Origin of the sequence: Kitasatospora sp. NBC_01300, from assembly GCF_041435235.1 — a bacterium.
Taxonomy (GTDB): domain Bacteria; phylum Actinomycetota; class Actinomycetes; order Streptomycetales; family Streptomycetaceae; genus Kitasatospora.
On sequence record NZ_CP108408.1, the window covers coordinates 1,795,300 to 1,811,218 of the forward strand.

Annotated in this window: 14 protein-coding genes; 9 read left to right on the plus strand and 5 right to left on the minus strand. The window is 73.1% G+C overall.

The genetic code is table 11. The features are described 5' to 3' along the window. Nucleotides 1-16: 16 nt before the first annotated feature. The 4 genes from OG556_RS07930 to OG556_RS07945 form a co-directional block, all read right to left on the minus strand. Entirely contained in the window at nucleotides 17-526 is a 510-nt protein-coding gene (locus OG556_RS07930; RefSeq protein WP_371516494.1) for a methylated-DNA--[protein]-cysteine S-methyltransferase, read from the minus strand. Then, on the minus strand, nucleotides 523-2,091 hold the full coding sequence (locus OG556_RS07935; protein ID WP_371516495.1) for a DNA-3-methyladenine glycosylase 2 family protein: 1,569 nt from the start codon (nucleotides 2,089-2,091) through the stop codon (nucleotides 523-525). Before OG556_RS07935 ends, OG556_RS07930 begins: the two co-directional genes overlap by 4 nt. Nucleotides 2,092-2,555: 464 nt before the next feature. Continuing rightward, nucleotides 2,556-3,677, minus strand: a complete 1,122-nt coding sequence (gene rsgA / locus OG556_RS07940) for a ribosome small subunit-dependent GTPase A (RefSeq protein ID WP_371516496.1) — start codon at nucleotides 3,675-3,677, stop codon at nucleotides 2,556-2,558. A gap of 323 nt (nucleotides 3,678-4,000) precedes the next feature. Then, entirely contained in the window at nucleotides 4,001-5,086 is a 1,086-nt protein-coding gene (locus tag OG556_RS07945) for a cytochrome c oxidase assembly protein (RefSeq protein WP_371516497.1), read from the minus strand. A 211-nt stretch (nucleotides 5,087-5,297) separates the two neighbouring features. On the opposite strand from OG556_RS07945, the gene OG556_RS07950 reads away from it, so the two are divergent. Continuing rightward, nucleotides 5,298-6,968, plus strand: coding sequence for an FtsW/RodA/SpoVE family cell cycle protein (locus OG556_RS07950; protein ID WP_371516498.1), 1,671 nt, complete (start codon nucleotides 5,298-5,300; stop codon nucleotides 6,966-6,968). A gap of 209 nt (nucleotides 6,969-7,177) precedes the next feature. Here the strand turns inward: OG556_RS07950 and OG556_RS07955 are convergent, their stop codons facing one another. Beyond that, nucleotides 7,178-8,470, minus strand: a complete 1,293-nt coding sequence (locus OG556_RS07955; protein WP_363584111.1) for a YihY/virulence factor BrkB family protein — start codon at nucleotides 8,468-8,470, stop codon at nucleotides 7,178-7,180. 178 nt (nucleotides 8,471-8,648) lie between these two features. On the opposite strand from OG556_RS07955, the gene OG556_RS07960 reads away from it, so the two are divergent. The 8 genes from OG556_RS07960 to OG556_RS07995 all read left to right on the plus strand — a co-directional run bounded on the left by OG556_RS07960 (nucleotide 8,649) and on the right by OG556_RS07995 (nucleotide 15,863). After that, nucleotides 8,649-8,732: a putative leader peptide gene (locus OG556_RS07960; RefSeq protein WP_347878562.1), complete on the plus strand. Its 84-nt coding sequence runs from the start codon at nucleotides 8,649-8,651 to the stop codon at nucleotides 8,730-8,732. A gap of 198 nt (nucleotides 8,733-8,930) precedes the next feature. After that, nucleotides 8,931-10,655: a nitrite/sulfite reductase gene (locus OG556_RS07965; RefSeq protein WP_371516499.1), complete on the plus strand. Its 1,725-nt coding sequence runs from the start codon at nucleotides 8,931-8,933 to the stop codon at nucleotides 10,653-10,655. After that, nucleotides 10,652-10,879 (plus strand): hypothetical protein, encoded by a 228-nt coding sequence (locus OG556_RS07970; RefSeq protein WP_371516500.1) that lies wholly within the window; start codon nucleotides 10,652-10,654, stop codon nucleotides 10,877-10,879. Before OG556_RS07965 ends, OG556_RS07970 begins: the two co-directional genes overlap by 4 nt. Beyond that, nucleotides 10,860-11,561: a phosphoadenylyl-sulfate reductase gene (locus OG556_RS07975; RefSeq protein WP_363368686.1), complete on the plus strand. Its 702-nt coding sequence runs from the start codon at nucleotides 10,860-10,862 to the stop codon at nucleotides 11,559-11,561. Before OG556_RS07970 ends, OG556_RS07975 begins: the two co-directional genes overlap by 20 nt. 35 nt (nucleotides 11,562-11,596) lie before the next feature. Next, complete coding sequence (gene cysC, locus OG556_RS07980; RefSeq protein ID WP_371516501.1) at nucleotides 11,597-12,193, plus strand: adenylyl-sulfate kinase; 597 nt, start codon at nucleotides 11,597-11,599, stop codon at nucleotides 12,191-12,193. Next, a complete protein-coding gene (gene cysD, locus OG556_RS07985) occupies nucleotides 12,190-13,128 on the plus strand; it encodes a sulfate adenylyltransferase subunit CysD (protein ID WP_371516502.1) in 939 nt (312 codons plus the stop codon). The genes cysC and cysD overlap by 4 nt, the downstream gene beginning before the upstream one ends. Nucleotides 13,129-13,130: 2 nt before the next feature. Next, nucleotides 13,131-14,480 carry a sulfate adenylyltransferase subunit 1 gene (locus OG556_RS07990; protein ID WP_371516503.1) on the plus strand — a complete coding sequence of 450 codons (1,350 nt, stop codon included), beginning with the start codon at nucleotides 13,131-13,133 and terminating at the stop codon, nucleotides 14,478-14,480. A 195-nt stretch (nucleotides 14,481-14,675) separates the two neighbouring features. After that, on the plus strand, nucleotides 14,676-15,863 hold the full coding sequence (locus OG556_RS07995) for an aliphatic sulfonate ABC transporter substrate-binding protein (protein WP_371516504.1): 1,188 nt from the start codon (nucleotides 14,676-14,678) through the stop codon (nucleotides 15,861-15,863). Nucleotides 15,864-15,919 lie beyond the last annotated feature (56 nt).

Consider the following 15,919-nt stretch of genomic DNA (forward strand, 5'->3'; position numbering starts at 1 on the left):
CGCCCGGGCGGCGGCGTCAGAACAGCGTGCCGCTCTCCAGCTCCAGCAGCCGGCGCTTGCAGTCCACGCCCGCCGCGAAGCCGGTCAGCGAGCCGTTGGCGCCCATGACACGGTGGCAGGGGCGGACGATGAGCAGCGGGTTGGCGCCCACCGCGCCGCCGACCGCCCGCACCGCGCGCGGCGACTCCCCTGCCAGATCGGCGAGTTGGCCGTAGGTGACGGTCTCGCCGTACGGGATCCCGTCCAGGGCGGCCCAGATCCGCCGACGGAACTCGGTGCCCGCCGGGGCGAGCGGGAGGTCGAAGGAGGTGCGCTCGCCCGCGAAGTAGGCGGTCAGCTGGGCGACCGGCTCGGCGAGCGCCTCCGGGTCGAGGACCCAGTCGTCGGCGGGCTCGGCCAGCGCGTACTTCTGCCCGGGCGCGGTGACGGTGGCCAGCGCCGCCGCGCCGCCGCCCTCGGGCAGGACACCGGACAGCAGCAGCCGGCCGAACGGGCTCTCCATGGTGGTGTAGACGGTGGTGCTCATACCTGTGCCTTCTCCGTTCCAGTGCTGGCGCTCGCGGGCCCGGCCCACAGCCGGTGCACGGCGTAGGAGCGCCACGGGGCCCACGCCTCGGCCGCGCGGGCGGCGTCCTTCGGGTCGCCGGGGGCGCCGAGCCGGACGAGGCCGTGCTTGACGCCCACATCGCCCGGGAGGAAGACGTCGGGGTCGGCGAGGGCCCGCATCCTCAGGTAGCCGACGGTCCAGGGGCCGATGCCGGGCAGGGCCAGCAGCTTGGCCGCGGACTCCTCCCGGTCCACCCCGCCGTCGAGTCGTACCGCCCCCTCGGCCAGGGCCGCGCACAGGCCGGTGAGCGCGCGGCGGCGGGCGGCGGGCATCGCGAAGTCCTCCGGGTCGGCGGTGGCCAGCACCGCCGCCGTCGGGAACAGCAGCCGCAGGCCGCCGCTCGGCTCGGGCAGCGCGGTGCCGTACTTCTCGGCCAGCCGGCCCGCCAGCGTACGGGCGGCGCTGACCGTGATCTGCTGGCCGAGCACGGCGCGGACGGCCAGCTCGTGCGGGTCCACGTGGCCGGGCGAGCGCAGGCCGGGGCGTTCCCGGACCAGGGGGCCGAGCACGGGGTCGGCGCCGAGCTGCTCGTCGACCGCGTCCGGGTCGGCGTCCAGGTCGAACAGGCCGCGCAGGCGCTGGACGGCGGTCGGGAGGTCGCGCAGGTCCGCGAGCAGCAGGCGGCAGTCGAGCCAGCCGCGGGTGCGCGGCTCGCCCGGCGCCAGCCCGTCGACCTCGGCGATGCCGTGCCCGTACGGGAGCGCCAGGGTGCGCCGGTAGGTGCGGACGCCGGGGCGCGGACCGGGGACGACCTCCTCCACGCCGGGGACGGCGCGCAGGGCGAGGAAGTCGATCAGGTGGTCGCTGTCGAGCGCGCCGCGGTAGGCCAGGCGCAGGGTGAGGCCGCCGGCCGGGGTCGCGACGCGGCGGCCGGCCACGACCTCGGCGCGCAGACCGCTGGGGGTGCGGTCGTAGACCTCGCGCACGGTGTCGTTGAACTGGCGCACCGAGGCGAAGCCGGCGGCGAACGCGATGTCGGTGACCGGGAGTTCGGTCGTCTGCAGCAGCAGGCGGGCGGTCTGGGCACGGCGGGCGCGGGCCAGCGCGATCGGGCCGGCGCCCAGCTCGGCGATGAGCTGGCGCTGGAGCTGGCGGGAGCTGTAGCCGAGGCGGCTGGCCAGGCCCGCGACGCCCTCGCGGTCCACCACGCCGTCGCCGATCAGGCGCATCGCGCGACCGACCAGGTCGGCGCGGTGGTTCCACTCCGGGGAACCCGGCACGGAGTCGGGGCGGCAGCGGCGGCAGGCGCGGAAGCCGGCGCCCTGGGCGGCCGCGGCGCTGGGGTAGAAGACGCAGTTGACGCGTTTGGGGGTCACGGCGGGGCAGCTCGGTCGGCAGTAGATGCCGGTGGAGGTGACGGCCGTGAAGAAGACGCCGTCGAAGCGGGCGTCTCGGCTGTCCACGGCTCGGTACCGGATGTCGTCGTCGATCACGCTGTCCAGTTTGCGGCACTGGGGCGGGGGTGACTGGCGGGAATCGGACATGGCCGTTGGGGGCTTCCCCCCTCCCCCCTCCCCCACCCCACCCTCCGCCCACCTCCACCCACCCATCCCGAGCACCGGCCCGGAGGGCCCGCGCGCCGGGGGCCCTCCACAGGGGGCCCACCCTGGTCCCCGCGCTGGGGGCCCCTCACAGGGGCCCGGTGTGGGGACCACACCGAGGGCCACAGCGGAGGCCCACGCCGCTAAGCCCGCACCGGGAGGCCCGCACCGTCGAGCCCACGCCGGGAGAAGACCACGCCGCAGCGCTCGGTGCACGCGCGCGTTGCTCGCGGTCTGGCCTCCGGCCAGGGCGGCTCGCCGCCCTCGGTGACCCGGGTTTCACCGTGGACGACGCCACCTCAGTGGCCCTGAAGCACTTCCGGCTGCCGGCCCGCCCGGCCTCCGCCGAGCCTGGTGGCCCGGGCGGAGGCCGGCTGCAGCCTCCTGAACTCCTGGTCGGCTCCTGGTCAGCGCTTCACGGGGCCTCCCGCGGCGCGCATCGACTTGGAGAGCGACTTCCACTTCTTCGCCCGGGCCGAGGCCAGTCGGGCGTCCGAGCGGGAGGCGATCCACTCGTTCTCGCGCTGGAGCTTGAGATAGCTGTCCATCCGGCGCTGCGGCAGGGTGCCGTCGGCGAGCGCCGCCTGCACCGCGCAGCCGGGCTCGGTGTGGTGCCCGCAGTCATGGAAGCGGCAGTCCTCGGCCAGTCCGGCGATGTCGGCGAAGGCCAGGTCCACGCCCTCGCCACCGTAGAGGCCGACCTCGCGCAGCCCAGGGGTGTCGATGAGCACACCCCCGCCGGGCAGCGGGATCAGTTCGCGGGTGGTCGTGGTGTGACGGCCCTTCTGGTCGACCGAGCGGGCCTCCTGGACGGCCATCGCCGTGACGCCGGCGAGCGCGTTGGTGAGCGTGGACTTGCCGACGCCGGACTGGCCGATCACGGCCGTGGTGCCGGGCGCGCAGGCGCGCAGCACGTCCATGCCCTCGCCCGTCTCGGCGCTGACCACGAGCACGGTCACGCCGGGCGCGACCGCCTCGACGTCGGCGCGGATGAACTCGGCGTCGTCCACCAGGTCGGCCTTGGTGAGGACGACCAGGGGGTCGGCGCCGGACTCCCAGGCCAGGGCGAGGAAGCGCTCTATCCGGCCGAGGTCCGGATCGGCGGCGAGTGAGGCGGCGATCAGGACGGTGTCGACGTTGGCGGCGAGCACCTGGCCGTCGGAGCGCTTGCCGGCCACCTTGCGGATGATCGCGGTCGAGCGGGGCAGCAGTGCGCTGACGGCGGCCATCGGCTGGGCGTGGAGGTCCACGGCGGCCCAGTCGCCGGTGCACGGGCAGTTGATCATGTCGGCGTCGCCGACCGGGCGGGTGTCGAGCCGGACGGTGCGCGGCTCGCCCGTCTCCGGATCGGTGAGCACGGCGTCGCACTGGCCGCGGTCGACGCGGACGATCCGGGCCGGGATCAGACCGGCCTCGGCGAGCGGGGTGAAGAGTTCCGCGAGCTCGGGCGTCCAGCCGTAGCCGGACAGCGGCAGCTCGTCGGAGAGGGAGCCAGAGGGGGACGACGAAGTGGAGGCAGCGTTGAACAACGCGGTGGGCCCTTCGGGAGGAGATGATCCCGGCGGGCTGCGGCTGGCGCGGAAAGGGTCAGCCGGCGGCCGGGAAGAGGAGGTGAACGCGAGTGCTGCCCAAGGCAGCTATCGGGGCGACAACGACCACGGGGTTCACCTCCTGCTCTCTGCTCCTCGGGCGGCCGTGAAGGCCCCCGATCTGGACGGGAGAAACGCTAGCTGGTCGGGGTGGCGGGGCCAAGTGATTTTTGACCTGCGGAAACGCGGTGAAGGGAGCCACAAGGGGCCAACATTGGACCTACAAAAGTGCGGACCCGCACCGAGGAACCCGCCGGAGCCGGCTAGCCGCCGTACCGGTGCTTGAGGTTCGGGTCGTCCAGCCACCAGGGCCGCATCCCGGCCTCCTCCTCGGCCGGCAGCCCCGCCGCCTGCGCCTGCGCCGCGGCCTCCTCGAAACGGGCGTCGAGTTCGGCGTCCACCGCCTTGATCTCCTCCCGCCCCTGCACCACCATCCGCCGCACCAGCGCGGCCAGGAACGGCAGCCCGACCAGGTCGCCCAGCACCCAGAGCATGTTGCCGCCCCAGGTCTGGTCCTGCGCCAGGCTCGGCCCCCACGGCCGCCCGAGCGCCACGTAGTAGTGCTCGGCGACCAGGTGACCGCCGTAGATCAGCACCAGCCCGAGCCCCGCATCGAAGATCACCTCGGCGAAGGTGATGAACAGCCCGACCAGGTGCGGGTACTCGCGCCCGACCGGGTCGATCTGCAGCCGCGGCCAGAAGTACGCCAGCCCGAGCAGCACCAGCGCCAGGTGCAGCAGCACGTTCCCGAACGCGCTGGACACCGACTCCTCGTACCAGGGCGTGAAGTAGAGCAGCCACGGCGGGGCCATCAGCAGCGCGGTGGAGACGGCCGGGAACATCAGCACCTTGGACGGCCGGCTGCGCAGCGCCCGCAGGACGCGCTCGCGCCGGGCCGGCGGCGCGGCCGCGACCAGCAGCGAGACCGGCGCACCGAGCGCGAGCAGCAGCGGGACGAGCATCAGCAGCAGCACGACCTGGACGGCCCGGTCGGTGAACAGGATCCGCTCGTACACGCCGAGGCCGGAGCAGGTGCACCAGATCCACAGCAGCAGCCCGCCCAGGAAGGCGGCGGTGCGGGACGGCTGCCAGCGCTCGCCGCCGGCCCGGTGGACGGTGCGCACCGCGGCCAGGTACCAGCCGCCGAGCAGCACGGAGAGGGTGAGCACGAGCGGTTCGGCCGTCCACGACGTGGCCAGGTCGGACCACTGCCAGGGCGGCGGTCCGCTGTAGGCGAGCACTCGCACCGCGCCGTCCATCCGTCCGCCCACCTCGTTCGCGCCCTGCCGCCGCCGGCGCCGTGCGGCGGTCCGTCGGGCGCCGCGGACCGGACCGCGGCGCCCGGCCATGATGGCCTCCCGGCCGGGGCCCGCCGCACCCGGGGCCCGCCTCTATACCTGCACCTGAACAAAGCTTTACCGAGCCCGGAAAAAGCTTTGCCCAGGCAAAGTTCCGGCCTCGACGGCCCCCGGACCGCAACCGGCGCGGGGCCGTGTTCGTCTGGCAGGATGCACCGTCGGCGATACCGGCCACGCGGGTGATGACAAGGGGACGACAAGGGTGCAAAGCACTGCACGCGGCGAGGGCCGCCGGCTGGCGGCGCGCCACCGCAACATCGAGCTGGGCCTGCTGGCGCTCGCGGTGGCCGTCTGTCTGGCGGGGCACATCGACGCCGATCTGGCACTGACCGGCAAGATGCCGCCCGGGCTGCTGGTCCACGGCCTGGCGCTGGGCGGACTGGCCGGGGTGGCGCACCTGGCGGTGCGGCGGTTCGCCCCGTACGCGGATCCGCTGATCCTGCCGCTGGGCGTCTTCCTGACCGGCTTCGGGCTGATGCTGCTGGACCGGCTGGACATCTCCTACGCGGCGGCGCACGCCAGGAAGGGCGACTACCAGAAGCTCCCGGCCGCGCCCTCGCAGCTGATGTGGGTGTTCGTCTCGGTCGCGGTGGCGATCGCGCTGATCGCGCTGATCAAGCACCACCGGTTCTTCCAGCGGTACGTGTACCTGCTGATGACGGGGGCGCTGATCCTGCTGGCGGCGCCCGCGTTCTTCCCGGGCCGGCCGGAGGACTTCGGCGCCAAGCGCTGGATCCGCCTGTTCGGGCTCTCCTTCGAGCCGGACGAGTTCGTGAAGGTCGCGATCACGATCTTCTTCGCCGGGTACCTGATGGCCTCCCGGGACGCGCTCGCGCTGGCCGGCCGGAAGATCTGGGGGATGACCCTCCCGCGCGGGCGGCACGTCGGCCCGGTGCTGGCGATCTGGGTGGTCAGCCTGCTGGTGCTGGTCTTCGAGCGCGACCTCGGCACCTCGCTGATCTTCTTCGGCGTCTTCGTCGTGATGCTGTACGCGGCGACCGAGCGCACCAGCTGGGTGGTGCTCGGCCTGCTGATGGCGGTCGGCGGCGCGGCCGTGGTCGGCACCGTGGAGCCGCACGTGCACGGGCGCGTCGAGGCCTGGCTGCACCCGCTCGACATCTACAAGGAGCACCACGACCCGGCGATCATCTCCGACCAGCCCGCCGAGGCGCTGTTCAGCCTGGGCACCGGGCACCTGACCGGGACGGGCCTGGGCTCGGGGCGGCCGTGGCTGATCGGCTTCGCCGGGCGCAGCGACTTCGTCTTCACCACGATCGGTGAGGAACTGGGCCTGGCCGGGGTGACGGCGGTGCTGCTGGTGTACCTGCTGCTGGTCCAGCGCGGGCTGCGGACGGCGGTCGGGCTGACCGACCCGTTCGGCAAGCTGCTGGCGACGGGGCTGTCGACGGCGCTGGCGCTGCAGGTGTTCGTGGTGGTCGGCGGGGTGAGCGGGCTGGTGCCGCTGACCGGCAAGGCGCTGCCGTTCCTGGCGGCGGGCGGTTCGTCGCTGCTGGCGAACTGGCTGATCGTGGCGCTGCTGATCAAGCTGAGCGACTCGGCCGGACGCACGGCGCTGGAGCCGGCGCCGCCGAGCCCGGATCCGCTCCCGGCGCAGGCCGGGCCGGCGGGCCGGTCTGCGGCCCCGGGCGGTCCGGCCGCGACGGATCCGAACCCGAACGCGAGCCCGACCGCGCCGAACGGCCCGAACGCGACGGCCCCGGAGCTGACGCTCCCACGCCCGGCCGGCCCGGGCCCGGATCCGGACCGGACCGAGGTCAACCCGGCCGCCCCGTACCCTCCGGCCGAGCAGTCCCCGTACGGGTACCACCCGGCCCCGCAGTCCCCCTTCCCGCCGAACCCGGCGACCGCCTGACCCACCGCCGGCCGCGAGCCGCCCTCCGGGCAGCGGGCAACGGCGAACGGGCAACGGGCAACGGGCAACGGGCAACGGGCAGGAACGAACCGGCGAACCGGCACCAGGAGACGACCGGACGTCAGGAGACGACGAACGGCACAGGGCCTCCCCCGCATCCCGCGGAGGAGGCCCTGTGCCGTTCGTCGTGGTGCCGCCGTCCTGCCCCGCTACTGCCGCTCCCACGGCGGCCGGGGCGGGTAGTCGGGCGCCCGCCGCTCCGGCGGCGGCCCGGACGGCCGGTCGCTGTCCGGCGGGGGCGGCCCGGGCCGGTGGTGGGGCCCGCCGCGGGCGGTGAGCCGGCCGCGGACGTTGTCGGCGGCCAGGACGTCGGCCCAGCGCTCCGGGTACTCGGAGGGGACGTCGACGTCGTCGCCGTCCTCCTCGCCCCACTCCTCCTCGGCGCCTTCGGCGAGGCCGAGTTCGCGGGCGCGCCGGGCCCGTTCGGCGGCGCGCCGGGCGGCGACCTCGCGGACCACGGCGGCGGCGGCCTCCTCCTGGGCGCGCTCGTTCTCGGCGCGGGCGTCGGCGGTCTCCAGGGTGGGCCAGCGGCGGTCTATGGCGGCGTTCATGGCGGCGCCGATGAGGACGGCCAGGGCGACCACGAAGATCCACAGCAGTACGGCCACCGGCGCGGCCAGCGAGCCGTACACGGAGGGGACCTCGACCGAGCTGACCAGGTAGATCCGCAGGGCGACGCTGCAGACGACCAGCACCACCAGGGCGACCAGCGCGCCGGGGACGTCCTCGCGCCAGGGCGTGGAGACGGGGACGGCCAGGTGGTAGAGGGTGGTGAGGGAGACGATCAGCAGCACGATGGCGACCGGCCAGTAGGCGGCGCCGACCAGTCCGGCGACGCCGGGCACGGCGTTCTCGATGAGTCCGGGTCCGGCCATCAGCAGGGGCAGCACCAGGGAGCTGATGACGAGGGCGCCGAAGTAGAGGCCGAGGGACATCAGCCGGGTCTTGACGATGCCTCGCTTGCCGTCGAGCCCGTACATGACGGTGATGGTGTCGATGAAGATGTAGAGCGCTCTGGAGCCGGACCACAGCGACAGCAGGAAGCCGATCGAGACGAGGTCGGGCCGGGAGTGGGCGAAGACCTGGTCCAGCAGCGGCACCACGACCTCCTTGACGGACGAGTCCGACAGGACCGTCCCGGAGGCCGAGACGATGTCGTGCTTGAGCCGGTCGATGGTGCCGGCGCCGAGGAACTCGTCGAGGTAGCCGAGGGTGCCGGCCAGGCCGAGGAGCAGCGGTGGGATCGACAGCAGGGTGAAGAAGGCCGCCTCCGCGGCGAGTCCGGTGACCCGGTACTCGACGCAGGTGTTGGTGGTGTCCTTGACCAGCTCCCACGCCGTGCGGCGCCAGGCGGCCTGTTTGGCCGCGCGTCGGGAGCCCTTGCCCCGGCGCCGGGAGGGCCGTTCGGGGTTCGGTCTGCTCGTCTCGCCTGCTGCTTGCACGGGTCTAACGGTATCGGGCCGGGGCCGCGCGGTTGATCTCCCCCGGGGTACGGGCGCGTGGACGGACGTCGGGGCGGGGAGCGGCGGGGATTCCCGGCGGTCTCACATGGCGAAACCTCAGCGTCCGCCATTCGGATGTTAGTGGACCGCGAGTCCCGCGCCGTGCCAATCTCTTGCCATGCCGAGCGCCGGAACCACCCTAGTTGGTCGACTCCACGTCGATCTCCTTCGCGTGTCCAGCGCCATCTGTCCGGCGATCTGAGCCCACCCCGCCGCACCACCGCACCCGGCGCCACCCACCTCGCCGTCCCCGCTGGAGCGGACGCGCAGGCGCCCGGCCGGCCACGGTCACTGCTCTCTCCGGACCTGGGAATACCCGCAGGTCACAGCAGCACCGCACCGCCACGCACCCCCAGCGACCCACCCGGCGTCAGAGCCATCTGCCCCGAAGGACTTCACCATGGCCACCACCCCCGAGACCGCCGAGCCCACGGCCGACCGCGCCGTCGCGCGCCGCCCCGCCGCGCCTCGCAAGGTGACCCGTCACCGCGGCGAGGGCCAGTGGGGCATGGGCCACTTCACCCCCCTGAACGCCAATGAGCAGTTCAAGAAGGACGACGACGGTCTCAACGTACGGACACGTATTGAGACGATCTACGCGCACCGGGGCTTCGACTCGATCGACCCCGCCGACCTGCGCGGCCGGATGCGCTGGTGGGGCCTGTACACCCAGCGCAAGGAGGGCATCGACGGCGGCAAGACCGCGATCCTGGAGCCGCACGAGCTCGACGCCGAGTACTTCATGCTGCGCGTGCGGATCGACGGCGGCCGGCTGACCGTCGCCCAGCTGAAGGCGATCGCCGAGGTCTCCGAGCAGTACGCCCGCAACACCGCCGACCTGACCGACCGCCAGAACGTCCAGTACCACTGGATCCGGATCGAGGACGTCCCGGCGATCTGGCAGAAGCTGGAGGCCGTCGGCCTGTCCACCACCGAGGCCTGCGGCGACACCCCGCGCGTCATCCTCGGCTCCCCGGTGGCCGGCATCGCCGAGGACGAGATCATCGACGGCACCCCCGCCGTCGAGGAGATCCAGCGGCGCTTCATCGGCAACAAGGACTTCTCCAACCTGCCGCGCAAGTTCAAGTCCGCCGTCTCCGGCTCCCCGCTGCTGGACGTCGCGCACGAGATCAACGACGTCGCCTTCGTCGGCGTGGTCCACCCCGAGCACGGGCCCGGCTTCGACCTGTGGGTCGGCGGCGGGCTGTCCACCAACCCCAAGCTGGGCGTGCGCCTGGGCGCCTGGGTCCCGCTGGACGAGGTCGCCGACGTCTACGGCGGCGTCATCGGCATCTTCCGCGACTACGGCTACCGCCGGCTGCGCAACCGCGCCCGGCTGAAGTTCCTGGTCGCCGACTGGGGCGTGGAGAAGTTCCGCCAGGTGCTGGAGGACGAGTACCTCGGGTACCGGCTGGTCGACGGCCCCGCGCCGCAGGAGCCCAGCGGCCGCTGGCGCGACCACGTCGGCGTCCACCGGCAGAAGGACGGCCGGTACTACATCGGCTTCGCGCCGCGCGTCGGCCGGGTCGACGGCCGGCTGCTCGGCCAGATCGCCGACCTCGCCGCCGCGCACGGCAGCGACCGGCTGCGCACCACCGCCGAACAGAAGATGCTGGTCCTCGACATCGCCGAGGACCAGGTCGACTCGGTGGTGGCCGGCCTGGAGGCGCTGGATCTGAGGGTCACCCCGTCGCCGTTCCGCCGCGGCACCATGGCGTGCACCGGCATCGAGTACTGCAAGCTCGCCATCGTCGAGACCAAGGAGCGCGGCCGCACGCTCATCGACGAGCTGGAGAAGCGCCTGCCGGACTTCGCCGAACCGCTGACCATCAACATCAACGGCTGCCCGAACGCCTGCGCCCGCATCCAGGTCGCCGACATCGGCCTCAAGGGCCAGCTCGTCCCGGACGGCAACGGCGGGCAGGTCGAGGGCTACCAGGTGCACCTGGGCGGCGCGCTCGGCCTGGAGGCCGGGTTCGGCCGCAAGGTCCGCGGCCTCAAGGTCACCAAGGACGACCTGCCCGACTACGTCGAGCGCGTCCTGACCCGCTACCAGGCCGACCGCACCGAGGGCGAGCGCTTCGCCCAGTGGGCGGCCCGGGCCGGCGAGGAGCAGCTGTCGTGAGCGAACGCGCCGCGCCGTTCTTCTGCCCCTACTGCGGGGACGAGGACCTGCGCCCCTCCGAGGTCGGGCACGGCGCCTGGGAGTGCCACGGGTGCCGCCGCGCCTTCCAACTGAAGTTCCTCGGCCTGCTGTCCCCGACCGCCCCGGCCGCGCCTGCGGCCGCGGCTTCGGCCAACTCGACTGCGAACGACGGGGGTTCGTCCGGTGACCAGCGCGACGACTGACTACGAGGAGATAGCCGTCCGGGCCGGCCGCGAGCTGGAGGAGGCGACGCCCCAGGAGATCCTGGCCTGGGCCGCCGACACCTTCGGCCGCCGCTTCTGCGTCACCTCCTCGATGGAGGACGCGGTCGTCGCCCACCTCGCCTCCTCGGTGTTCCCCGGCGTGGACGTGGTGTTCCTGGACACCGGCTACCACTTCCCGGAGACCATCGGCACCCGGGACGCGGTGGCCGCGACCATGCCGGTCAACGTCATCACCCTCAGGCCGCTGCGCACCGTGGCCGAGCAGGACGCCGAGCACGGGCCGCACCTGCACGACCGCGACCCGGACCTGTGCTGCTCGCTGCGCAAGGTCGAGCCGCTCAACCGCGGCCTCGGCGGCTACGACGCCTGGGCGACGGGGCTGCGCCGCGACGAGTCCCCGAGCCGGGCGGACACCCCGGTGGTGTCCTGGGACGCCCGGCGCCGCAAGGTCAAGATCGCCCCGATCGCCCGGTGGACGCAGGAGGACGTGGACGCCTACGTCGCCGCCCACGGGGTGCTGCTCAACCCGCTGCTGTGGGAGGGCTACACCTCGATCGGCTGCTCGCCGCTGTCCTGCACCCGCAAGCCCGCCGAGGGCGAGGACGCCCGGGCCGGGCGCTGGTCCGGCTCCGGCAAGACCGAGTGCGGCATCCACCTCTGACCCACCCCCCCACTACCGACGAAGGACTTGAGACTGTGACAGCTCACACCCGGGCCGCCGACGGAGCCGCGGAGGCGGCCCCCGCGGCCGCCCCCTGCGAGCGCGGCGCCACCGTGTGGCTGACCGGGCTGCCGAGCGCGGGCAAGACCACGCTCGCCTTCGCGCTGGCCGGACGGCTGCGCGCCGAGGGCCACCAGGTCGAGGTCCTGGACGGCGACGAGATCCGCGAGTTCCTCTCCAAGGGCCTCGGCTTCACCCGCGAGGACCGGCACACCAACGTGACCCGGATCGGCTTCGTCGCCGAGAAGCTCGCCGCCCACGGCGTCAAGGTGCTCGCCCCGGTGATCGCCCCGTTCGCCGACTCGCGCGCCGCGGTGCGCGAGCGGCACGCGGCGGCCGGCACCGAGTTCCTGGAGGTCCACGTCGCCACCCCGGTCGAGCTGTGCGCCGAACGCGACGTCAAGGGCCTGTACGCCAAGCAGGCCGCCGGGGAGCTGGCCGGCCTCACCGGCGTGGACGACCCGTACGAGGCGCCGGAGAAGCCGGAGCTGCGGATCCAGACGCAGGGCCGCGCGGTCGCCGAGTCCGCCGCCGAGCTGCACGCCTTCCTGACCGAGAGGGGTCTCGCATGACCACCGCGACCGACAGCCCGGTCCGCACCGACGACACGCCGTACGCGCTGTCCCACCTGGACGCGCTGGAGGCCGAGTCGGTGCACGTCTTCCGCGAGGTCGCGGGGGAGTTCGAGCGCCCGGTGATCCTGTTCTCGGGCGGCAAGGACTCCATCGTCATGCTGCACCTGGCGCTCAAGGCCTTCCACCCGGCCGCCGTGCCGTTCTCGCTGCTGCACGTCGACACCGGCCACAACTTCCCCGAGGTGATCGCCTACCGCGACCGCGTCGTGGCCGAGCACGGCCTGCGCCTGCACGTCGCCCACGTCCAGGACTTCATCGACGACGGCCGGCTGCGCGAGCGCCCGGACGGCACCCGCAACCCGCTGCAGACCGTCCCGCTGCTCGACGCCATCGAGACGAACCGCTTCGACGCGGTGTTCGGCGGCGGGCGCCGCGACGAGGAGAAGGCCCGCGCCAAGGAGCGGGTGTTCTCCCTGCGCGACGAGTTCGGCGCCTGGGACCCGCGCCGCCAGCGCCCCGAGCTGTGGTCGCTGTACAACGGCCGGCACGCCGTCGGCGAGCACGTGCGCGTCTTCCCGCTGTCCAACTGGACCGAGCTGGACGTCTGGCAGTACATCGAGCGCGAGGGCATCGACCTCCCGGAGATCTACTACGCCCACGAGCGGGACGTCTTCGCCCGCGGCGGCATGTGGCTGACCGCCGGCGAGTGGGGCGGCCCCAAGGAGAACGAGCCCGTCCAGCGGCGGCTGATCCGCTACCGCACCGTCGGCGACATGTCCTGCACCGGCGCCGTCGACTCGGACGCCACCGACATCCAGGCCGTGATCGCCGAGATCGCCGCCAGCCGCCTCACCGAGCGCGGCGCGACGCGGGCCGACGACAAGCTGTCCGAGGCCGCGATGGAAGACCGCAAGCGCGAGGGGTACTTCTAACGATGACCAGCACCACCCAGGAAGCCACCGCCACGTCGCTGCTGCGCTTCGCCACCGCCGGATCCGTCGACGACGGCAAGTCCACCCTGGTCGGCCGCCTGCTGCACGACTCCAAGTCCGTGCTCGCCGACCAGCTGGAGGCCGTCGAACGCGTCTCGCTGGGCCGCGGCCAGGAAGCGCCCGACCTCGCGCTGCTCACCGACGGCCTGCGCGCCGAGCGCGAGCAGGGCATCACCATCGACGTGGCCTACCGCTACTTCGCCACCCCCCGGCGGCGGTTCATCCTCGCCGACACCCCCGGGCACGTGCAGTACACCCGCAACATGGTGACCGGCGCCTCCACCGCCGAACTGGCCGTGGTGCTGGTCGACGCCCGCAACGGCGTCGTCGAGCAGACCCGCCGGCACGCCGCCGTCGCCGCGCTGCTGCGGGTGCCGCACGTGGTGCTGGCCGTCAACAAGATGGACCTGGTCGACTACGCCGAGCCCGTCTTCGCCGCCATCGCCGAGGAGTTCACCGCCTACGCCGCCTCGCTCGGCGTGGGCGACGTGGTGGCCGTGCCGATCTCCGCCCTTGCCGGGGACAACGTCGTCGAGCCGTCCGCGCACATGGACTGGTACGGCGGCCCGACCCTGCTGGAGCACCTGGAGACCGTCCCGGTCGGCAGCGACCCCGGCGCCGCGCCGGCCCGCTTCCCGGTCCAGTACGTGATCCGCCCGCAGAGCGAGGAGCACCCCGACTACCGCGGCTACGCCGGGCAGTTGGCCTCCGGCGTGCTGCGGGTCGGCGACCCGGTGACGGTACTGCCCTCGGGCCACACCACCACCGTCGCCGGGATCGACGCGCTCGGCCGCGAGACGGACCTCGCCTGGGCGCCCCAGTCGGTCACCGTCCGGCTCGCCGACGACCTCGACGTCTCCCGCGGCGACCTGATCGCCGCCGGGGCGCTCCCCGTGCCCACCAGGGACATCGAGGCCACCGTCAGCCACCTCGACGAGCGCCCGCTGCGCGTCGGCGACAAGGTCCTGCTCAAGCACACCACCCGCACCGTGCGCGCGCTGGTCAAGGACATCACCTACCGCATCGCTCTGCCGACCAAGGCGGGCGACACCCTCGAACAGCGTTCCGGCGCCGAGGGGTTGAACGTCAACGACCTCGGCCACGTGGTGCTGCGCACCGCCGAGCCGCTGGCGCTCGACGCCTACTCCGACAACCGCCGCACCGGCTCGTTCCTGCTGATCGACCCGGCCGACGGCACCACCCTCACCGCCGGCATGGCGGGCGAGGCCTTCGCGACCGTACGCGCCACCACTGAATCGATTCCTTCCGGCGCCGAGGAGGACTGGGTCTGATGCCCAGCGAGGCGTTCTCGGACATGGACAAGGAAGGCGGCCGCATCGGCAGCGGCGTCCTCGGCAGCGGCCAGGGCGGCCTGACCCGATGTGCGGGCCGACAGCGCTGAGTTGCGACCCCCGGCCGCCCCGACGGGCGACCGCCACGTCCCCGAGACCGCCTCCTGACGGTCCGTCGATGAACAGGACTTCACCATGGCACCGAACCTGGCCCCCTCGCATACCCACGCCCGCCCCAACGCCGGCCGGATCAGACGCTCCGCGGTGGCCGCCGTGGCCGGCCTGACCGCCGTGACCCTGCTGTCGGCGTGCAGCTACGGCTCCAAGGCGGACGACAAGAAGCCGGGCGCCGACTCCGCCGCCAGTTCGGCCGGCACCTCCGGCGCGAAGCTGTCCGCGGACACCGTGAAGATCGGCTACTTCGCGAACCTGACCCACGGCACCGCCCTGGTCGGCCTCCAGGAGGGGCTGTTCCAGAAGGAGTTGGGCGCCACCCAGATCAAGACCCAGGTCTTCAACGCGGGCCCGTCCGAGATCGAGGCGCTCAACGCCGGCTCCATCGACATCGGCTGGATCGGCCCCTCCCCCGCGATCAACGGCTACACCAAGTCCGACGGCCAGTCCCTGAAGATCATCGGCGGCTCGGCCTCCGGCGGGGTCAAGCTGGTGGTCAACCCGGACAAGATCTCCTCGCTGGACGACCTCAAGGGCAAGAAGATCGCCACCCCGCAGCTGGGCAACACCCAGGACGTGGCGCTGCTCAACTACCTGGCCGGCAAGGGCTTCAAGGTCGACGCGGCGTCCGGCGCCGGCGACGTCTCGGTGGTGCGCACCGACAACAAGGTCACCCCCGACGCCTACCGGCAGGGCTCCATCGACGGCGCCTGGGTGCCCGAGCCCACCGCCTCCAAGCTGGTCACCCTCGGCGCGAAGGTCCTGCTCAACGAGAAGGACGTCTGGCCGGACAGGAAGTTCGTGATCACCAACATCATCGTCTCGCAGAAGTTCCTCAAGGAGCACCCGGACGTGGTGGAGGCCGTGCTGCGCGGCTCGGTGAACACCAACGCCTTCATCAAGGCCAACCCGGACAAGGCCAAGGCCGACGCCAACGAGGCGATCAAGAAGGAGGCCGGCAACGCGCTGGAGCCGGCCATCCTCGACCCGGCCTGGGCCGACATCGACTTCCTCGACGACCCGCTGGCGAACACCCTCCAGGCCGAGGCCGACCACGCCGTCACCGCCGGGCTGCTCAAGCTGCCCAAATCAAGTTCCGCTGGCGCGGGGGCCAACCTGAACGGCATCTACGACCTCACCCTGCTCAACAAGGTGCTCGCGGCCAAGGGCCAGGGCCCCGTGGCGGACGCCGGACTCGGCGCCAAGTAGCGCCACCCGGCGCCGAGAACGGCACCGAGACGGCACCGAGCGGTGCCGAGCAACGC

Bases quoted from the DNA above. Each gene is read 5' to 3' on its own strand.
- cysD (WP_371516502.1), top strand. From the start codon at position 12,190: ATGACCACCGCGACCGACAGCCCGGTCCGCACCGACGACACGCCGTAC.
- OG556_RS07935 (WP_371516495.1), bottom strand. From the start codon at position 2,091: ATGTCCGATTCCCGCCAGTCACCCCCGCCCCAGTGCCGCAAACTGGAC.
- OG556_RS07960 (WP_347878562.1), top strand. From the start codon at position 8,649: ATGCCGAGCGCCGGAACCACCCTAGTTGGTCGACTCCACGTCGATCTC.
- OG556_RS07930 (WP_371516494.1), bottom strand. From the start codon at position 526: ATGAGCACCACCGTCTACACCACCATGGAGAGCCCGTTCGGCCGGCTG.
- OG556_RS07995 (WP_371516504.1), top strand. From the start codon at position 14,676: ATGGCACCGAACCTGGCCCCCTCGCATACCCACGCCCGCCCCAACGCC.
- OG556_RS07945 (WP_371516497.1), bottom strand. From the start codon at position 5,086: ATGGCCGGGCGCCGCGGTCCGGTCCGCGGCGCCCGACGGACCGCCGCA.
- OG556_RS07965 (WP_371516499.1), top strand. From the start codon at position 8,931: ATGGCCACCACCCCCGAGACCGCCGAGCCCACGGCCGACCGCGCCGTC.
- OG556_RS07990 (WP_371516503.1), top strand. From the start codon at position 13,131: ATGACCAGCACCACCCAGGAAGCCACCGCCACGTCGCTGCTGCGCTTC.